The 17,755-nt window shown below is 66.8% G+C and carries 13 protein-coding genes and 2 tRNA genes; 7 read left to right on the forward strand and 8 right to left on the reverse strand.

Annotated features, from left to right (window positions below; genetic code table 11):
* Positions 1-79 precede the first annotated feature (79 nt).
* Both FCU40_RS19115 and FCU40_RS19120 read right to left on the reverse strand, forming a co-directional pair.
* Positions 80-508: a MucR family transcriptional regulator gene (locus tag FCU40_RS19115; RefSeq protein WP_004620530.1), complete on the reverse strand. Its 429-nt coding sequence runs from the start codon at positions 506-508 to the stop codon at positions 80-82.
* Positions 509-921: 413 nt separating this feature from the next.
* Positions 922-995: transfer RNA gene (locus tag FCU40_RS19120), tRNA-Gln, on the reverse strand.
* A 165-nt stretch (positions 996-1,160) separates the two neighbouring features.
* Here FCU40_RS19120 and FCU40_RS19125 point away from each other — a divergent pair.
* Positions 1,161-1,237: transfer RNA gene (locus tag FCU40_RS19125), tRNA-Pro, on the forward strand.
* 174 nt (positions 1,238-1,411) lie between these two features.
* Positions 1,412-3,199 (forward strand): signal peptide peptidase SppA, encoded by a 1,788-nt coding sequence (gene sppA / locus FCU40_RS19130; RefSeq protein ID WP_168077085.1) that lies wholly within the window; start codon positions 1,412-1,414, stop codon positions 3,197-3,199.
* A 430-nt stretch (positions 3,200-3,629) separates the two neighbouring features.
* On the opposite strand, the gene FCU40_RS19135 is transcribed toward sppA, so the two are convergent.
* Positions 3,630-6,788 (reverse strand): TonB-dependent receptor, encoded by a 3,159-nt coding sequence (locus FCU40_RS19135; RefSeq protein WP_241693647.1) that lies wholly within the window; start codon positions 6,786-6,788, stop codon positions 3,630-3,632.
* 609 nt (positions 6,789-7,397) lie between these two features.
* Between FCU40_RS19135 and FCU40_RS19140 the strand changes: the two genes are divergently transcribed.
* Positions 7,398-7,805, forward strand: coding sequence for a TIGR01244 family sulfur transferase (locus FCU40_RS19140; protein WP_004620536.1), 408 nt, complete (start codon positions 7,398-7,400; stop codon positions 7,803-7,805).
* A 3-nt stretch (positions 7,806-7,808) separates the two neighbouring features.
* Here FCU40_RS19140 and FCU40_RS19145 read toward each other — a convergent pair whose 3' ends face one another.
* On the reverse strand, positions 7,809-7,955 hold the full coding sequence (locus FCU40_RS19145) for a hypothetical protein (protein WP_004620538.1): 147 nt from the start codon (positions 7,953-7,955) through the stop codon (positions 7,809-7,811).
* A gap of 96 nt (positions 7,956-8,051) precedes the next feature.
* Between FCU40_RS19145 and FCU40_RS19150 the strand changes: the two genes are divergently transcribed.
* Positions 8,052-8,942 (forward strand): MBL fold metallo-hydrolase, encoded by an 891-nt coding sequence (locus FCU40_RS19150; protein ID WP_168077087.1) that lies wholly within the window; start codon positions 8,052-8,054, stop codon positions 8,940-8,942.
* Here FCU40_RS19150 and FCU40_RS19155 read toward each other — a convergent pair.
* A complete protein-coding gene (locus tag FCU40_RS19155; protein ID WP_168077089.1) occupies positions 8,927-11,866 on the reverse strand; it encodes a long-chain-fatty-acid--CoA ligase in 2,940 nt (979 codons plus the stop codon). The genes FCU40_RS19150 and FCU40_RS19155 overlap by 16 nt on opposite strands.
* 223 nt (positions 11,867-12,089) lie before the next feature.
* On the opposite strand from FCU40_RS19155, the gene FCU40_RS19160 reads away from it, so the two are divergent.
* The gene (locus tag FCU40_RS19160) at positions 12,090-13,844 is read left to right on the forward strand and encodes an ATP-binding protein (protein WP_168077091.1); all 1,755 of its coding nucleotides are present in this window, start codon (positions 12,090-12,092) and stop codon (positions 13,842-13,844) included.
* A gap of 5 nt (positions 13,845-13,849) precedes the next feature.
* Here the strand turns inward: FCU40_RS19160 and FCU40_RS19165 are convergent, their stop codons facing one another.
* Positions 13,850-15,349, reverse strand: coding sequence for a bifunctional aminoglycoside phosphotransferase/ATP-binding protein (locus FCU40_RS19165; RefSeq protein ID WP_168077093.1), 1,500 nt, complete (start codon positions 15,347-15,349; stop codon positions 13,850-13,852).
* Positions 15,350-15,500: 151 nt separating this feature from the next.
* On the opposite strand from FCU40_RS19165, the gene FCU40_RS19170 reads away from it, so the two are divergent.
* Positions 15,501-16,118: a TetR/AcrR family transcriptional regulator gene (locus tag FCU40_RS19170; RefSeq protein WP_168077095.1), complete on the forward strand. Its 618-nt coding sequence runs from the start codon at positions 15,501-15,503 to the stop codon at positions 16,116-16,118.
* Positions 16,119-16,183: 65 nt separating this feature from the next.
* On the opposite strand, the gene FCU40_RS19175 is transcribed toward FCU40_RS19170, so the two are convergent.
* Complete coding sequence (locus FCU40_RS19175; protein ID WP_004620548.1) at positions 16,184-16,390, reverse strand: hypothetical protein; 207 nt, start codon at positions 16,388-16,390, stop codon at positions 16,184-16,186.
* A gap of 100 nt (positions 16,391-16,490) precedes the next feature.
* On the reverse strand, positions 16,491-17,159 hold the full coding sequence (gene pdxH, locus FCU40_RS19180; protein ID WP_168077097.1) for a pyridoxamine 5'-phosphate oxidase: 669 nt from the start codon (positions 17,157-17,159) through the stop codon (positions 16,491-16,493).
* A 94-nt stretch (positions 17,160-17,253) separates the two neighbouring features.
* Here pdxH and FCU40_RS19185 point away from each other — a divergent pair.
* The coding region (locus FCU40_RS19185; RefSeq protein ID WP_168077099.1) for a J domain-containing protein at positions 17,254-17,755 on the forward strand (502 nt) is incomplete at its 3' end.

The following is a 17,755-nucleotide window of genomic DNA, read 5'->3' on the forward strand; positions in this document are numbered from 1 at the left end:
AGGCCGCGAAAGATCAACGGCCAAGAAAAAGGGGACGCCTAAGGCGTCCCCTTTCGTGTTTCCGACCTTTCGGGAAGCGTCAGGCCTTGCGCGAGCGCGGGGCCTTGGTCTTGCGGCCGCCCTGGCCGAGACCGAGGGCCTTGGCCATCTGCGAACGGGCTTCGCTATAGGCCGGAGCGGTCGTCGGATAGTCGTTCGGCAGGCCCCACTTGGCCTTGTATTCAGCCACGGTCATGCCGTGCGTGGTCAGGTGGCGCTTCAGCGTCTTGTAGGGCTTGCCGTCTTCGAAGCTGATCAGGGCTTCGGGCGTAATGCTCTTGCGGATCTGAGCCGGCGTCGCCTTGGTCACGGCTTCCACCTGAGGCGCGGGCGGCGCGCCAATACCGGCCAACGCATCATGCGTGGCGCGGATGAGCGCCGGAAGTTCCGAAACTGGCGTCGAATTATTGGCCACATAGTTGGCCACGATTTCAGCGGTAAGTTCGATAAGGGTCGCTTTGTCTTCCACGATCACAACTCCATTCCCCTTTTTCCCGCAAATACACCTTCATTTCAGAAAAACAAGTAGTTAATGCGGAAAAGCGTCACCATTCGTGAATTCCTGTAACAATCAATTATCAGAAAACGGCGTCGCCTTACAAAAAGATCACGGCTTTACCCCAAGATATGACCCTCGCCAGTCTCGACATGGAAAGGCGAACCAGAGGTCGCACACCTCTATCTCGCAACCGCAAAACTCATCTTGGGGATTGTCCCAAACTTGGCTTTCAATGCTGGAGTTCGGAAGATTTCGCGCGCCAGCCTGGTCTAGACCAACCACCGGTTCGCGGCCGCCGGCGAAGCGAGCGACGCCGACCTAAGCCGAGCGGAATATGGAGCGCGTTCACAGCGCCTTCAGATAACTATTTCTCGGAAGAGAGATGGCTGGGGAACTAGGACTCGAACCTAGAATGACGGTACCAAAAACCGCAGTGTTACCATTACACCATTCCCCAGCAGGAACGGCGGGACCCCGTTGGGCCCGGCGAGGCGGTGGAGATAGCTCACGACTCGGACGGATGCAACAGCCGTTTTCAGAACTTTTTTCAGCCCGTCACACGAACCTGAAAAAAGGCGCTTGCGCCCTCCGAAACCGCCCCCTATAAGGCCGGCCTCCAAGTCGGAGTGTGGCTCAGTCTGGTAGAGCACTGCGTTCGGGACGCAGGGGTCGCAGGTTCAAATCCTGCCACTCCGACCATTTCCTCCCCGCCAGCCAGAGGCGGGAAAAACCTCCTGGAAATAGGAACTTAGCCCTCAACGGGCGGGCGGTCGCCGAGACGTCTGGCGACGAACTCGCGCGTTGCGCGCTCTTCATTTGGTTCGCGCCCGAACAGCGGTTAGCTTGTCCTCGGTTTCGCAAGCAGGACCTCCGATGAAGCAGTTCTTCCTGACCGTCGCCGGCGTTTTCGTCGGCCTTTTGCTGTTCGTGGTCGGAGTGCCTTTCCTGCTGGTCGTCATGGCCGCCGGCGCCGCGCGCCCCGCGCCGATTCCGGCCCACGCGGTGCTTCAGCTGGACTTGCGCGGCGGCCTGCCCGACCAGGATCCCAAGAGCCCGTTCGCCGCCTTCAGCGGCGGCGGCGCCGGTTCGGTGATGTCGATCATCGACACGCTGCGGCGCGCCGAAAAGGACGACAAGGTCGCCGCGGTTCTGGTGCGACTGCCCGAGGGCGGCGTCGCCCCCGCCGCGGCCGACGAGCTGCGCCTGGCCTTCAAGCACTTCCGCGAAGCCGGCAAGAAGCCGATCTACGCCCACAGCCAAGGGCTCTATCCGTCAGGCATGATCACCTCGACCTACATGCTCGGCGCGTCCAGCGACGAGCTCTGGATGCAGCCCGACAGCAGTTTCCAGGCCGTCGGCGTCTCCAGCGAGTCGATGTTCTTCAAGCGCTTCTTCGACAAGTACGGCGTCAAGGCCGACTACGAGCAGCGCTATGAGTACAAGAACGCGGTCAATCCCTACCTCTACAGCGACTACACACCCGCCCACCGGGAATCGACGTTGTCGTGGATGGGTTCCGTCTATCGCTCGGCCCTGACCAGCGCGGCGGCCGACCGCAAGCGCGACCCGGCCCAGCTGATCAGAACCCTGGAGGCGGGCCCCTACAGCGCCCAGGAAGCCCAGGCCAAGGGCCTGATCGACAAGGTCGGCCAGGTCGCCGAGATCGAGGCCTACGCCCTCGACAAGGCCGGCAAGGGCGCGAAGATGATCGACTTCGACGACTACGCCGCGCGGAGCAAGCCGCCGGCGGTCAAGACCGGCCCGGCCATCGCGGTGATCGGGGCCGAAGGCGCCATCGTCACCGGCGCGGGCGGCGGCGGCTCGCCGTTCAGCGGCGACAGCAACGTCTATTCCGACGACGTGGCCAAGGCCTTCAAGGCGGCGGCCGACGACAAGGACGTCAAGGCGATCGTCTTCCGGGTCTCCTCGCCCGGCGGCTCGGACACGGCCTCGGAGCAGATCCTGGCGGCCATGAAGAGCGCCAAGGCGGCCGGCAAGCCCGTCGTGGTCAGCATGGGGACCTACGCGGCCTCGGGCGGCTATTGGATCTCCAGCCAGGCCAATTCGATCGTGGCCGAGCCCTCGACCCTGACCGGCTCGATCGGCGTCTATGGCGGCAAGTTCGCCCTGGGCGACGCCCTCGCCCGCTTCGGCGTCGACACCAAGGACCTGCACGTCGGCGGCGACTATTCGGAGGCGTTCGGCTCGGCCCAGGGCTTCACCCCCGACCAGCGCGCCAAGTTCGCCGGCTGGATGGACCGCATCTACGCCGGCTTCGTCAGCCGCGTGGCCGAGGGGCGCAAGCTGCCGGTCGCCCGGGTGCGCGAGATCGCCAAGGGCCGCGTCTGGACCGGCGAACAGGCCAAGCAGCTGGGCCTGGTCGACGAGTTGGGCGGCTTCTACCAGGCCGTCGACAAGGCCAAGGCCCTGGCCAAGCTGGACGGCGACGTGCGCCTCAAGCGCGTGGACGGCGCCAAGTCGCCGTTCGAGGCCTTCGAGAAGTTCCTGGGCGTCTCCGAGACCTCGGCCCGCACCCTGGCGGCCGCCGCCTGGGTGCTGGGCGACCCACGCTCGCAGGCGATCCTCGACGAAATGGCCAAGGCCCGCCTCCGCGCGGCCCCCGGCGGGGCGGCGGTGCTGGCGGATACCCCGGTGCGGTAGGGGGCTGGCGAAGGCTGAAAAAGCGAAAGGCCGTCCGGTTCGCCGGGCGGCCTTTTTCATGAGGTGAGGGGGACGCCGAGGTCGGAACTCGCCCCTCCCAGCCGGAGGCGCCGAGCGCCACGGCCACCCTTCCTAAGAAGGCGCTAAAAACCTCTTCAGTCACGCTAATCCGGAAGAAGCATTCGGACGGACTGAAAAGACGGGCTCATTTCTCTGCGGCCCACCCGCTCACACCTGGGTCGAAGGCCAAAGAGAGGCCTGATTTCAAGATGGCCTGAGTCCCATTTACCGATTGGGACGATTGGAGAGATCTCCCAGCTGACGTTCAAGACCGCGGGCGACAGGGGCGCACGAAAGGAAGACGGACAAAAAGAAAGCGGCGGGTCCTTTCGAACCCGCCGCCCGTTTGATCCAAACCGAGATGGTTAGATTAGAACGCCCAGTCGAAGCCCAGACGCACGTAGCGCGGCGTTTGGTACTCGATCGGCTTCTTGTAGTTGACGTCCACGGAGCTGGCGCTCGAGTCGCCCACTTCGTAGTTCTGGGTGACGTTCTTCTGGTTGAAGACGTTGAACACGTCGGCGCGCAGCGTCAGGCCGCCCGGGATGAAGCCCATGCTGGGAACCGTGTAACGGACCTGCAGATCGAGGTTCGAGTACCAGTCGCCCTTGAAGGCCGAACCACGCGGCACCGGCACCGAGGTGGTGCCGTTATAGCACCAACGCGAAGCCGCGCCGTAGCCGGCGGCATACGGATCAAAGTTCGGGTCGTTTTGATCGCGGCCGTAGTAGCCGATGCAGCCGTAGTGACGCGGCGAGTTGACCGTCGCGTTACCGCCGATCTGCAGGTTCTCCGTGATCGCATAGGCGCCGTAGAGCTTGAACTGATGCCCACGATGGTTGGGCAGCAGACCCTTGGCGTATTCTTCCAGGCCCGGGTGGTCGAACTCTTGGGTCGAGCCCGCGTCGACCTGAGCGCTGTTGCCGGCGTCGGACTTCACGGTGCCTTCGTAGTTACCGTACAGGCGCGAGAGCGTGTACGAACCGTTCAGCATCCACTTGCCGTCCCAGGCGCGCGAGAACGACAGTTCCAGGGCCGTGTATTCACGAACAGCCTTCGGGTTGCCGATATCGGCCGCCGTCAGGTTGATCTTCTTGCCCGCCAGCGGCGTGGCGAGGTCGGTGCGGACGATGATCGACATATCGCGACCCGGGGTGCCGACGACATAGTCGGCATCGCCGTAAAGCACATCGGTCAGGTCCGGAGCCGAGCAGCCGTTGACGGTCGGGTTGCGGGCGCACCACTTAACGATCGCGCTGTCGACGGCCATGTCTTCGGCCGTCCGGCCCAGGTTGCGGTAGGTCAGCGTGGCGCCGGCTTTCCACAGCGGATTGAACTTATGTTCGAACCCGACAATGAACTCGTCTTCATAGCTGGCCTTCAGACCCACGGCGGCCTTGGACGCGGCCGGTTCCTGGATGCCATTGCCGTAGACGACGCAGCCGTGCGAGCTGGTCGAACCCACCGGACCCGCGGGGCAGATCGTGGTGCCGTTGGCGGCGTTGAACTTCGGGTTGTCGATCTGGGCGCCCAGAGCCGTCGGCTTCTTGGTGACCGGATCGATGAACGCGTCGTAGCTCAGGCCACCATCCGGCGGCAGGAAGTAGGCGAAGTAGTAGAGGTCGGCGCCGCGGAACGACAGGTTCGAAGCCGGCGGGATGAAATAGCGACCATAGGACGCGAACGCCTTGGTGTGACCGTCGCCGAAGACGTCGTAGCTGAGCGCGAAACGGCCCGCCCAGTTGTTCTTCAGGTTCAGGACTTGCTGGCCCTTCAAGTTGTTCAACTTGAAGACATCGTCACGCGCGCCGATTTGCAGGTTCACGCGGTCCGTCACATCCCAAGAGTCTTGAATGTAGAACGACTCGTTGGCGCCCGTGACTTGGGCCCCACCGAAGTTCGACACGCGGACACGGACGTATTGCTGGTTCAGCGGCAAGCCGAGGGCGTTCGACGTGTTCTGCGAGCGGACACGGCCATAGTTGTAGGACAGACCGCCCGATTGCAGCGAGCTGTGGAACAGATCGGTGCTTTCGTGATCATAGCCGGTCCGCACGTGGTGCTTGCCGAACATATCGAAGTAGAAGTCGCCGTCGACGCGGTAGAACTTCCGGGTCGTATTGTCGATGTTGGTCGATTGGTTCGCGACCGGCGTCGGACCGAAGGCGATGGCCGTACCGTTGGCGCGAGCGTCGCTGACATACGAGAAGCCCGTCGAGCCCGGCAGGGTGTAGTCTTGGTCGCGGCTGTGACCATAGGCGGCCGAGAGCGTAAACCAGTCCGTGAACGAGCCGGTGTACTTGGCGATCCAGTTGTTGCCGCCGCTCTTGAACTTCGTGCCGTCCGCCGCCGCGCCGATCGTGTCGGTCGTCGGATCATAGGCGTAGTTGCGGCGCGAAGTGATCTGCGTCGTGTTGAACTGGGTGTATTCGAAGTGCTGCTTGTCGGTCAGATAACCGTCGAGCTTGAAGCCGTAGAACGGGCTGGCGCTACGATCTTCGCGATAGGCCTTCGACGTGATGCCGGCGCCCGTCGATTGGATGTCGTTGACCTGATACAGGCCGTAGGCGAACAGGCGGTCCTTGATGATCGGGCCGCCCGCTTCGACGATGTATTCCTTGCGGTCGGACGAAGCGCGCGAGTTCTTGGTCGCGTAGGTGTCCGGCGAGTGCTCCTGCAGGTCGCTGAGTTGGAAGTTGCCGTGAACGGCGAACTTGAACTCGTTGGTGCCCGACTTGGTCACGGCGTTCAGCACGCCGCCCGTCGCGCGACCATATTCGGCCGGCAGACCACCAGTCTTCACATCGACCGACTTGTAGAAATCGAACGGCACGGTGGCGCCGCCGACGTAGGTGTCGAAGTTCGTGATGTTCAGGCCGTTGATGTAGAACGAGTTTTCACCCGCCGACGAGCCGCCGATCGTGGGAACCGCCGAACCGTCGGTGTTGGAGAAGCCCGACACCGCCTTGACCACGCCCGGCGCCAGCAGGGCGACGCCCGTGATGTTGCGCGGCAGGGGAACTTGCTTCTGCAGGGTTTCGACGTCGAGCGTCAGCCCCTTGGTCGACTGCGAGAAGTCCAGCTGCGGGTTGGCGGTGGCGGTGATCACCACTTCGGAAACCGCTTCGCCGGCCGCCGGCAGCGTGAAGCTGTAGGCCGAGGTGCCCCCCACCGTGACCTGGACGTTGCCGTCATTGGTCGACTGGTAGCCTTGCTTGGAGATGGCGACCGAGTAGCCGCCGCCCGGAATCAGCGGAACGCGGAATTGGCCGGTTTCATCGGTCGTGAGGTCGCGCGAGAAGCCCTGAGCCAAGGACTTGATCGTGACCTTCGCGCCCGTGACGGGAGCGCCGGAGCCATCCCGGACGGTGCCGGTCAGCGTACCGCTCGTGTAGTCTTGAGCCGAAGCCATGGTCGGAACCAAGGTCGCCACGGTCGCGACCGTGAGCGGCGCGGCGATAGCCGCTAGGCCGGCGAGCAACGTCGTCGTCATCAGGCGCGCGCGTGCGCTGCCTTTGGTCGAATTCATGCTTTTCAATCCCCTCTAAGCGTGGCGCTGGCGGCAAGCTGGACGAGGAACCCCTCTAGAAACCTTTGTCCAACCTGGAGCGGAAATCCGCCGAAGTGCGCCACGAGATCACTGGTGTCCCGGAAACATTTTCCCCGGTTAGAGCGACGTTAGGAGCCCGCGGAGCCGGGGGTCAATTGTCATTGCAAATCTGTAATCCACATCTGCCCAGCGTGTCGCAAAAACGCCACAGGGTAGCCACTTTTCGAAAGATCGACGCTCCGTCTCGATACCCGAAACTCGACGAACCGGAGACCATGCCCGGCATCCTCTTGTTTCGATGGGACTATCTTGCACTTCAAGAACGCGGTTCTCGAGGCTTTGGGCCTCGAAAGCCAACGCGACGAGAATTTCCGCTCAAGCGTTGACACGCAACAAATCATGCCCGTCAGGGCGGAAAATTCGTGAAAGTTTTTTGAAGAAAGGCCGTTAACCAAATAACGCCACCGCGTCGGCGCCAACGCGCTGGGCGCCGTTTCGGCCTGTTGTGACCATTGCCTAGGCGCCTCGCGCCCGCGAAGATAGGCCGGCGGCGGAACGCGCCGCGCGTCTTTAGAACCCAGCGGTCTCATGAGCGATTTTCGACGCGTCAACGACTCCATCACCGTCAGCCCGCAGGTCGCCGAGGCCGACATGGCCCGGGCGGCGGCCGAGGGATTCGTCCTGGTGATCAACAACCGCCCCGACGGCGAAGACCCCAGCCAGCCGCCCGGCGCGGCGATCGAGGCGGCGGCGCGCGCGGCGGGCATGGACTATCTGCACGTTCCGGTGCGCGGCGGTCCGACGCCGGAGCAGGTCGAGACGGTCCGCGCGGCGGTCGAGGCGGCCCAAGGGCCGGTGCTGGCCTTCTGCCGTTCGGGCACGCGCTCGATCGTCACCTGGTCGATCGGCCGGGCCCTGGCGGGCGAGGATCGCCAGACCCTGGTGGATCAGGGCCGCGAGGCCGGCTACGACCTGTCGGGCGTCTTGCCGGCCTGATGCTTAATAGGCGCCCGCCTCGCGGGCCGCCATCGGCGTCGGTTCGGGATGGCAGCTGGCCAAAACGAACTGCGCCAGAATGATACACAGGATGGCGAAGGCCGCGCGCTGGAGCCGTTTTGATACAAAAATCGCCGCGTCCGCCGCCATGGTCGTCTCTCCGGAGGTTACCGGCAACGCCCAGCGCAAGACCGGCGCCGTCGAGGGTCTCCTCTCGGGATCCGCTGCTGTTTCGGGAAGGTCGCCATGATCCCCTTCGTTCGTGAGCTGGCGTTCGAATACGGGCGATGCGACCAGGTCTCGCCGCTGATCCGGCGGGTCATCGCCCGCAATCCGGGGCCGTTCACCTATACCGGCACGGGCGTCTATATCGTCGGCCAGGGCGAGGTGGCGGTGATCGATCCGGGGCCGGACCTGCCCGAGCATCTGGAGGCCCTGAGGGCGGCGCTGGCCGGCGAGACGGTGACGCACGTGCTGGTCACCCACCACCATCTGGACCACTCGCCCCTGGCCCATCCGCTGGCCCGGCTGTTCGGGGCCAAGGTCCATGGCCTGCCCGCCCCGGCCCCGCGGGCCAGCGACAGCCCGGCCCTGGAGGAAGGCGCCGACGATCGTTTCCGGCCCGATATCGAACTGGCCGACGGCGATGTCGTCTCCGGCCCCGGCTGGACCTTGGAGGCCGTGACCACGCCGGGCCACACCTCCAACCACGTCTGTTTCGCCCTGCGCGAGGAGAACGCGCTCTTTTGCGGCGATCACATCATGGGCTGGTCGACGACGGTGATCACCCCGCCCGACGGCGACATGGGCGACTATTTCGCCAGCCTGGCCAAGGTGCGGGCCCGGACCTTCGACACGCTGTGGCCCACCCATGGCGCGCCGGTGCGGGAGGTCGGGCCGTTCATCGACGCCTATGTGGCCCATCGCCGAGCGCGGGAAGCCCAGATCCTGGACGCGCTGGGCGCGGGGCTCACGACGATCAAGGCGATGGTGCCCAGCCTGTACGCGGCCGTGGACCCGCGACTGCATCCCGCCGCCGCCCATTCGGTGCTGGCCCACATGATCCAGCTGACCCGCGAAGGCCGCGTCGCCTGCGAGGGGCCTCCCGGTCTCGACGCGACCTACCGGCTCGCCTGACCGCTCTTCACCGCCGCGATCAGATCGCCGATGCGCTGGCAGTTGCGGCCCTGGTCGCCGCCGGCGTCGCGGCCGATCGAACGCATGTCCAGACGCGCGCCCTGGGCGTCGGCGCGAACGCGCAGAACGAGATCGTCCGTCAGGCCGTACCAGAAGCTGCGCGCCATGGCCTCCAGGCGACCATCGGTCGGGTCGTCAGTGACCAGGGTCATGCCCTTGGCCAGCACGGCGGCCTTGGCGGCCTCGTAGACATCGCCGGGCGCGCGGTTGACGACCAGCGGCCGAGCCGCCGGACAGGTCTCGCCGTTGATGGCGGCGATCTCGCGCCCGGCATAGGCCGTCGAGCCGACCGGCAGGCTGGGATCGTCCAGCACGGGCTCGGCCGAGCCGCCGCGCCCGGCCATCGCCGCGTCCGAGAAGGTCAGCGGCGTCTTCCAGTCGGTGGCGACGTCATGGATCGGCGGGGCCTTGAAGAGCGCGTCGGCGGCGATCATCACGCCGAAGGTGACCGCGGTGATCGCCAGGGCCAGGGCGGCCAGCTTCCAGAGGCGGCCAAAGCCGCCGGCCAGGGCCACGACGAGACCCAGAAGACTGGTCGCCACGCCGAGATAGGCCGCCTTCGGGGCCCAGTCGACCGTCATGGCGGCATAGCCCAGGGACTGTCCGATCAGGCCCAGCTTGACGCCCAGCGCGCCGCCGCCGACCAGGATGGCCGGGGCCAAGGCGATCAGCACGGCGAAATCCAGATAGAGGCTCGCCCAAGCTGGCGCTTTGTCCCGTTTCGCCTCGGCCTTGGCGGACGTCCGGGCCGAGGCTTTCGACGCGCCGCGCCGGCTCGGGGTTATGGGGGCGGAGAACGGCGCGAGCGCGTCGGCGTTGGCCGCCTCGCTGGGCTCGCGCAGGCGCAGCGGAGGCTCGACCGGCGTCGCGATCGCCTCGCCGGTCGGAGGGTCCGCCGGAGCCTCGGCCTTGGCGACCGCCGCCGCCGCGGCGATGGCGGCGGCCTCGGCGATGATCGTGTCGGCGACCGACACCGGTTGGGCCTGGGTCTCGACGCCCGGCTCCGGCTCGGAGTCGGGCGAAGCCTCGGCGGCCGTTTCCGGCTCGGCCTCCGGCGCGCGGTCGGCTTCCGGTTCGGGCTCCAGCGGCGCGTCGAGCACGGCCTCGGGCTCGATCGCCTCGGCCGGCTCGGGGGCGTAGATCACCGCAGCATGGCCGCCATCGGCCGCCGCCAGGGTCGGAGCCGACACCGGCGAGGGCTGCAGCGGCGTCTCCGGCAACGCGTAGCCGTCGTCGGCCAGACGCTTGCGGATCAGCTTCTTGTCGATCTTGCCCGTCGCGCCCAGCGGGATGTCGTCGACGAACAGGACGTCGTCCGGCATCCACCACTTGGCGATCTTGCCCTGCAGGTAATCGATCATCTCCTGCTTCGTCGCGGTCTCGCCGTCCTTCAGCTTGATCAGCAGCACCGGCCGCTCGTCCCACTTGGGATGCGGCTGGCCGACCACCGCCGCCAGAGCGACCTTGGGGTGGCCCACGGCGATGTTCTCGATCTCGATCGTGCTGATCCACTCGCCGCCGGACTTGACCACATCCTTGGCCCGGTCGGTGATCTGCATGAAGCCGTGCTCGTCGATGGTGGCGATGTCGCCGGTGTCGAAGAAGCCTTCCTCGTCCAGGATCTTGCCGCCGGCGCCCCGGAAATATTCGCCGGCGATGATCGGTCCGCGGATCTTCAGATGGCCGAAGGCGCGGCCGTCGTGCGGGAGACGCTTGTCGTCGTCGTCCTTGAGGCAGATCTCGACGCCCAGCGGCGGTCGGCCCTGCTTCAGGCGGTAGGGCATCTGCTCGTCATAGGACAGCTTTTCGAGGTCGTCGGTCATCACCGACAGGGTCCCCACCGGCGAGGTCTCGGTCATGCCCCAGGCGTGGACGACCTCGACGTCGTACTTGTCGTGGAAGGCGCGGATGATGCTTTCGGGACAGGCCGCCCCGCCGATGACCACCTTCTTCAGCAGCGGCAGCTTGGCGCCGGTGGCCTCGAGATGCTGCAGCAGCATCTGCCAGACGGTCGGCACGGCGGCCGAGAAGGTGACGCCCTCGGTGTCCAGCAGCTCGAAGATCGAGGCGCCGTCCATCTTGGCGCCCGGCATGACCATCTTGGCCCCGGTCCCCGGCGCCGAGAAGGCCACGCCCCACGCATTGGCGTGGAACATCGGCACGACCGGCAGGATCACGTCCTTCTGCGACAGGCCCATCACGTCGGGCTGCAGGGTGATCAAGGTGTGCAGGAAGTTCGAGCGGTGCGAGTACATCACCCCCTTGGGATCGCCCGTCGTGCCCGAGGTGTAGCAGAGCCCGGCGGCGGTTCCCTCGTCGAATCCGCCCCAGGCGCAGTCGGCGTGGTGCTGCTCGACCAGATCCTCATAGGCGAGCAGGCCCTTGAAGTGCGGCGCATCGGCGGCGGGCGCGAACTGTGACGGCATGTGCTCGCGATCGGTGAACACCACCACGTGCTCGACATGCGGCAGACGCGGCAGGATCGCCGAGAGGATCGGCAGGAAGGTCAGGTCGGTGAAGATCAGCCGGTCGCCCGCGTGGTCGGCGATCCAGGCGATCTGCTCGGGAAAGAGCCGCGGGTTGAGGGTGTGGCAGACCGCGCCGATGCCCATGATCCCGTACCAGGCCTCTATGTGGCGGCCGGTGTTCCACGCCAGGGTGCCGACTCGATCGCCCGGCTTGATCCCCAAAGCCAGCAGGGCGTTGGAGACGCGCTTGGCCCGATCGCGGATCTGGGCGTAGGTCGTGCGCACGATCGGGCCCTCGACCGATCGGCTGACCACCTCGCGATGACCGTGCCAGAGCGCGGCATGGTCGATGATCTTGTCGAGGGTCAGCGCCCCGTGTTGCATCAGGCCTTGCATGGAACTCCGGCTCTCCCGTTGCCTTATCGTTGTTCATACAAGGCTATCGATGCGCGGCGCGACACGCAACGCGCGGCGCTCCTCGCGCGAACGGTCTTCGCCGTCCGCCCCCATCGACGCGGCGCGATGATCCGTCGCAGGCCCGATTTACAGACTCCTCATGGCGATCGGCCGATAGTCGCCGCCGATTCCGGCGAAATGGCTTCGCCGACAGGAGACGTGTTTGCGCTTCGTAGCCGAGACCTTGGCGGACGAGCGGCTGGATGAGGTCGCCGCGGATATCCGGCGGCTGACGCCGTCGCGGGTCATCACCGGGTGCCTGGCCGGCGGGACCGTCAGCTTGGCTCTAGGTCCCAAGCTGGCCTTGGCCTGGCTAACGAGCTTCCTGATCGCCGAAGGCCTGGCCTTCCTCGTCGTGCGCGACTTCGGCGCCGATCGCGCGGTTGGACCGCGCGAGCGGGCGGCCTTTATTCTGGGCGCGCTTCCGATCAATGGCAGCTGGGCCTGGCTGGGGGCCATGCTGTGGCTGCACGGCGACGACCGGTTGAGGATCGCGGCGACCGCCATCTGGTGCGGTCAGCTGGTCTTCGCTCAGCAGTACCGCCATCAGCCCCTGATCCTGTTGATCCTCAGCGCCCTCGCCCCGGTGCTGAGCCTGATCGTCTTTCCGTTCTTCGCGATGAGCGGTCATGACCTGATCACCCAGGCCACGCGGGGATCGCTGTTGCTGCTGATAGCCTGCACGATGAACGTGGCCCTGCGCAATCGCGCCACCGCCCGGCGCATGGACGACCTGACCCAGGGCTTGCGCAATGAACGCGAAAAGGCGCTCGAGGCGGCTCGCGCCAAGTCGACCTTCATCGCCGTCGCCAGCCACGAACTGCGCACGCCGATGAACGGCCTGCTGGGGATGGCGCACGCTCTCGAACGCTCGTCCCTGGATCCCGTGCAACGCGAGCAGGTCGAGCTGATGATCCGGTCGGGCGACAACCTGATGCGGCTGCTCAACGACGTGCTGGACCTGTCGCGCATCGAGGTCGGCAAGGTCGAGCTGTCGCCCGAGACGGTCGCGCCCCGCGACGTCGTCGCCGAGGTGGTCGACGCCTGGCGGGACGCGGCGGCGGCCAAGTCGCTGTCACTGATCTGTGACGTCGGCGCCGAGGTTCCGGACTGGGTGCGGGCCGACCCGCTGCGCATCCGTCAGGTGCTGACCAACCTGGTGTCCAACGCCGTCAAGTTCACCGCTCAGGGGTATGTGCGCGTCAAGGTCGCCGCGACCCCGCTCGGCGAGGCCTGGATGCTGCGGTTCCGTGTCGACGACACTGGACCGGGCGTCCCCAAGGACGCGGCGGAACGGGTGTTCGACAGCTTCACCCAGGCCGACGAGAGCATCTCGCGCCAGCACGGCGGCGCCGGCCTTGGGCTGGCCATATCCCGGGCCCTGGCGCGCCAGATGGGCGGCGATCTGACTCTTACCCCCAGCGCGCTCGGCGCCAACTTCGTCTTCACGGTCCCCGCCGAACGGAGCGCCCCGCCCGCTCCGGTTCCGGAGCCGATCGAGGACGAGGCGGACCTCGGCGCGATCCACGTCCTGATGGCCGAGGACAACGCGATCAACCAACGGGTCGTGCGCGCCATGCTGGAGCCGGCGGGCGTGGCCCTGACCATCGTCGAGAATGGCCAGGAAGCGCTCGCGGCCATGGCTCGCGCCCGCTACGACTGCGTGCTGATGGACATCAACATGCCGGTGATGGACGGCATCACCGCGCTGGAAGCCATCCGCGCCGGCCGAGCCGGCGACCCGGCCCTTCCGGTCATCGCCCTGACGGCCTCGGCCATGGCCGGCGACCGGGAGCGGTTCCTCGACATGGGCTTCGACGACCACCTGGGCAAACCGGTCAAGCCGGTCGACCTGATCACCGCGATCGTCCGCGCGCTGAACCCCGAGCCGCCCGACGAGAACCTGCGGGCGGCTTAGGGTCGTCAGCCCATCGCCTCGGCCAGGGCGCGCGCCTCGTCCTCGAAGGCGCTGACCGTGTCGACCTTGCGCCAGCCGATCTCGCCCGTATCGCGCGACAACTGATTTTCCAGCACCGCCACGTCGGCGTCCGAGGCGTCGTTGACGCGGGCGGCGACGCGGGCGCGCAGGACTTCCGGCGGCGCTTCCAGCCAGACGCCCTGGAAGGCGACGTCATGGTCGCGGGCCAGGGCCTCGGCGCGGGCGCGCTCCTCGGGCTTCAGGAACACCGCGTCCAGCACCACCGAGCGTCCCGCCTTCAGGCACAGGGCGGCGTCGCCGAACAGTTGGTCATAGGTCCGCGCGCTCATCTCCGGCGTATAGGCCTCGCGCGGTAGCCGCTCCAGGGCGGGGACGCCCCAAAGGCGCTTGCGGATCTCGTCGGTGCGCAGCACCACCGCGCCGGGCGCCGAACCCAGGCCCGGAGCGCAGACGCGCGAGAAGGTCGACTTGCCAGAGCCCGACAGACCGCCGGCGGCGATCAGGCTGACCGGCTTGGGAGCCAGATGCTCCAGGGCCGTCTGCAGATAGGCCCGCGCGGCCTCGTCGTCGCCGGTATAGGCCCAAACGTGCGTGCGGACGGCGGCCCGCACGCTCAGCATCAGCGGCAGCGCCGCCAGGCCCGTCCACAGGCCTTCCCCGAACACGCGGGCGGCCTCGTCCAGATAGGCGTTCAGCACCCGACCCGCCGCGTCGCGGCGGCGGCGGAAGTCGAGATCCATCAGCAGGAAGGCCAGATCGTACTGGATGTCGATGTCCGACAGCGTGTCGTTGAACTCGATGCAGTCGAACAGGATCGGCTGGCCGTCCTCGATCAGGATGTTCCCCAGATGCAGATCGCCGTGGCAGTGGCGGGCGAAGCCCTCGGCGGCGCGGCCGTCCAGCAGCGGCCCCAGCCGCTCCAGGGCGATGTCGGTCTCGTGGACCAGGCGCTCGACGGCCTGCTTGCCCAAGCGCGGCGCAAGGCCCCGCAACAGATTGGCGTTCGAGCGGATCGTATAGCCCAGGGCCGAGACGCCGCCGCCGTTGGGACGTAGGGCGGAACCAGCGTGAAAGCGCGCCACCGTCCGGCCCAGCGAGTCCTCCAGCGCGTCGTCGATCGCCCAGGGCTGGGTCGCCAGAACGCCGTTCTGGTCGAAACGGCGCATCTCCAGCAGATATTCGACGATCTCGCCCTCGCCATCGATCTCGATATCGCCGGACGCGGCGCGGGTCAGTCGACGCACCTCGCGATAGATGTCCGGCGCGGCGGCCCGGTTGAAGGTCAGCTCGCGCTCCAGCGCCCAGCGCCGAAGCTCCAGCGTCGAATAGTCCAGGAAGCCGAAGTCGACCGGGCGCTTCACCTTGAAGGCCGAACCGCCGATCAGGAACACCCGCGCGCACGACGTCTCGATCGTGTTCTCGGCGCGCTGACCGAACCAGGCGGCCACTTCCTGCTCGCGCGCGGCTTCCGCGTCCTTGATCACGCCTCGAATCCCATCTTCCAGCGCCCGAATTCCGGCGCCTGGGCTGCATAGCCGAAAGCCGAAGCGGAGTCGCCTCCCGCGACCCTTGCTTCGTCGGGAAGCTATCGGCTAAATTGTATTTCCGAGAATTGTCCTCCCGCGAGTGTCACACATGCTTATCGGTTCAGGTCTCCATCGCTCTGGCGCCAAACGCGAAGAGATCCTCGGCGCGGCCAGGGCCCTGTTCCTCCGGGAAGGCTACGCCGACGCGGGCATGGAGTTCGTCGCCCGCGCGGCGGGAGTCTCCACCGCCACGCTTTACGCCTACTTTCCCAGCAAGGCGGACCTGTTCAAGGCCATCGTGATGGAGACGATCCGTGACGCCGCCGCGCCGGTGCGCGAGGCCGCTCGGGTTCGCGGCGACGCCCGGGCGCGCCTGACCGCCCTGGCTTTGGCCTACGCGACCTTTCTCTCGCGTCCCGACGCGCGGGCCATGTTCCGCATGGTGGCGGCCGAGCGTCGGCGGTTCGAGGACGTGGCCGACTACCTTCTGCAGACCGCCCGCGCGGAACTGGGCGGCGCGGCGATCGCGGTGATCGACGACCTGCGCGCGGCGGGGGAGCTGCGGACCGAGAAGCCCTCCTGGGCCGCCAGCCAGCTGATGGGAATGCTGGACCATCCGACGCTTCTGCTGGGCCTGGCCGCCGGCGACGACCTCCTGCCCAGCCGACCGCTCGCCGAGATCGTCGCCGACGCGGTCGAGACCTTCATGGCGCGGTACGCGGCTTAGCCTCGAAACGCGACGGCCGCGCCAGGGGTCTGGCGCGGCCGTCCTGTTTCCGAATGGGCGTCGGATCAGTTGTTGTCGTCGTCCGAGGCCGGCTGATCGTCGGAAGCCTCGTCCTTATGGAACAGCTTGCCGATCTCGCCTTCGATGGCGTTCTCGCCGACGAAACCCGCCACCAGGGCCGCGCCCTTTTCCAGCAGGTTCGCGTCCGGATCCATCTTGTCCAGCGCCTCTTCGGCGACGACCGCGCCGATCACTTCGTTCAGGAGACCCATGACTTTTCCCTTTGGTTCGCCAGCGGCCGGACGGCCCAAGCTGGGCCTTTAGCCGAGCGTGACGGCACGCTCGAAAAAAGGCCAAAACATGGCCTTCCGTCTACGGAAACAGACGCTTCGTGGTCCAACCCTCGCCGGCCCGTTCGAACACCAGGCGCTCGTGCAAACGGAAGGGCCGGTCGCGCCAGAATTCCAGGGTTTGAGGAACAATCCTGTAGCCGCTCCAATGCGGCGGACGCGGCACCTTGCCCAGGCCAAACTTCAGGCCCATCTCGGCGACACGCTTTTCCAGCGCCAGGCGATCCGGCAGCGGCCGAGACTGGTCGCTGGCCCAGGCGCCGATCTGGCTGTGGCGGGCGCGACTGGAGAAATAGGCGTCGGCCTCGGCGTCGGTCACACGTTCGACGTTCCCGCGAATCCGCACCTGACGGCGCAGCGACTTCCAGTGGAACAGGATCGCCGCCTTGGGATGACTGTCCAGCTCCACGCCCTTGGCGCTTTGCGTGTTGGTGTAGAAGACGAAGCCGCGCGCGTCGAAATCCTTCAGCAGCACCATGCGGGAGTCGGGCATCCCATCGGCGTCGACCGTCGACACCGCCATGGCGTTCGGGTCGTTGAGTTCCTTCTTGCCCGCCTCTTCCAGCCACGCGGCGAACAGGGCGAACGGATCCTCCTCGCTGAGCAAGGGCGGCGGCGTGGCCTCGGCCACCTGGCGGACATAGTCGTCCTCGCTGGGCGAGGCTGGGATCAGGGTCGTGTCGGCGCTCATGGCTTCGATATAGGCCCCTCGACGGCCGAGAGCCACCGTCCGCGAAAGTCTTAACTTAACCCGGCGTTGACCATCCCCGCGCCAGGGTCCGGCGATGACCCTTCGTCCCGCCGCTCTGACGCTCTCGGCCGCCCGCGCCCTGCTGGGCGTCGCCGCCGGCGCGGACGAGCGCGAGCTGCGCAAGGCCTATCGCGAGGCCGCCAAGCGCGCCCATCCGGATCGTCCGACCGGCGACGCGGCGCTGTTTCGCGACGTGCTGGCCGCCTATCGCCTGCTGCAGGAGCAGCCGGTCGTCCAGGCCCATTTTCCGCCGGCCGTGACCTCTCCGCCGCCGATCGCCGATCGCGCCATCCTTGAAATCGACGTCCTGACCGCCTTCGCCGGCGGCGCGGAAGACCTGGCCATCGACGGCCGCCAGCTGCGCTTGAAACTGCCCGCCGGCCTGCGCGAGGGCGACAAGGTGCGGGTCGACGGCGTGACCTTCGAAGTCCGTCACCGCGCGGAGGACGGCGCCCTGGTCCGCGGCGACGATCTGTGGCTGACGGGCAAGGTCGATCCGCGCGTCCTCGCCGAGGGCGGTCGGGTCGAGGCCGCGC

Source organism: Caulobacter sp. SSI4214 (assembly GCF_012184455.1).
Classification (GTDB): Bacteria; Pseudomonadota; Alphaproteobacteria; order Caulobacterales; family Caulobacteraceae; genus Caulobacter; species Caulobacter vibrioides_E.

What these genes read in the sequence shown, in the direction of transcription:
- sppA (WP_168077085.1), top strand. Translation starts at nt 1,412, where the DNA reads ATGAAGCAGTTCTTCCTGACCGTCGCCGGCGTTTTCGTCGGCCTTTTG.
- FCU40_RS19135 (WP_241693647.1), bottom strand. Translation starts at nt 6,788, where the DNA reads ATGAATTCGACCAAAGGCAGCGCACGCGCGCGCCTGATGACGACGACG.
- FCU40_RS19140 (WP_004620536.1), top strand. Translation starts at nt 7,398, where the DNA reads ATGAGCGATTTTCGACGCGTCAACGACTCCATCACCGTCAGCCCGCAG.
- FCU40_RS19145 (WP_004620538.1), bottom strand. Translation starts at nt 7,955, where the DNA reads ATGGCGGCGGACGCGGCGATTTTTGTATCAAAACGGCTCCAGCGCGCG.
- FCU40_RS19150 (WP_168077087.1), top strand. Translation starts at nt 8,052, where the DNA reads ATGATCCCCTTCGTTCGTGAGCTGGCGTTCGAATACGGGCGATGCGAC.
- FCU40_RS19155 (WP_168077089.1), bottom strand. Translation starts at nt 11,866, where the DNA reads ATGCAAGGCCTGATGCAACACGGGGCGCTGACCCTCGACAAGATCATC.
- FCU40_RS19170 (WP_168077095.1), top strand. Translation starts at nt 15,501, where the DNA reads ATGCTTATCGGTTCAGGTCTCCATCGCTCTGGCGCCAAACGCGAAGAG.
- FCU40_RS19175 (WP_004620548.1), bottom strand. Translation starts at nt 16,390, where the DNA reads ATGGGTCTCCTGAACGAAGTGATCGGCGCGGTCGTCGCCGAAGAGGCG.
- pdxH (WP_168077097.1), bottom strand. Translation starts at nt 17,159, where the DNA reads ATGAGCGCCGACACGACCCTGATCCCAGCCTCGCCCAGCGAGGACGAC.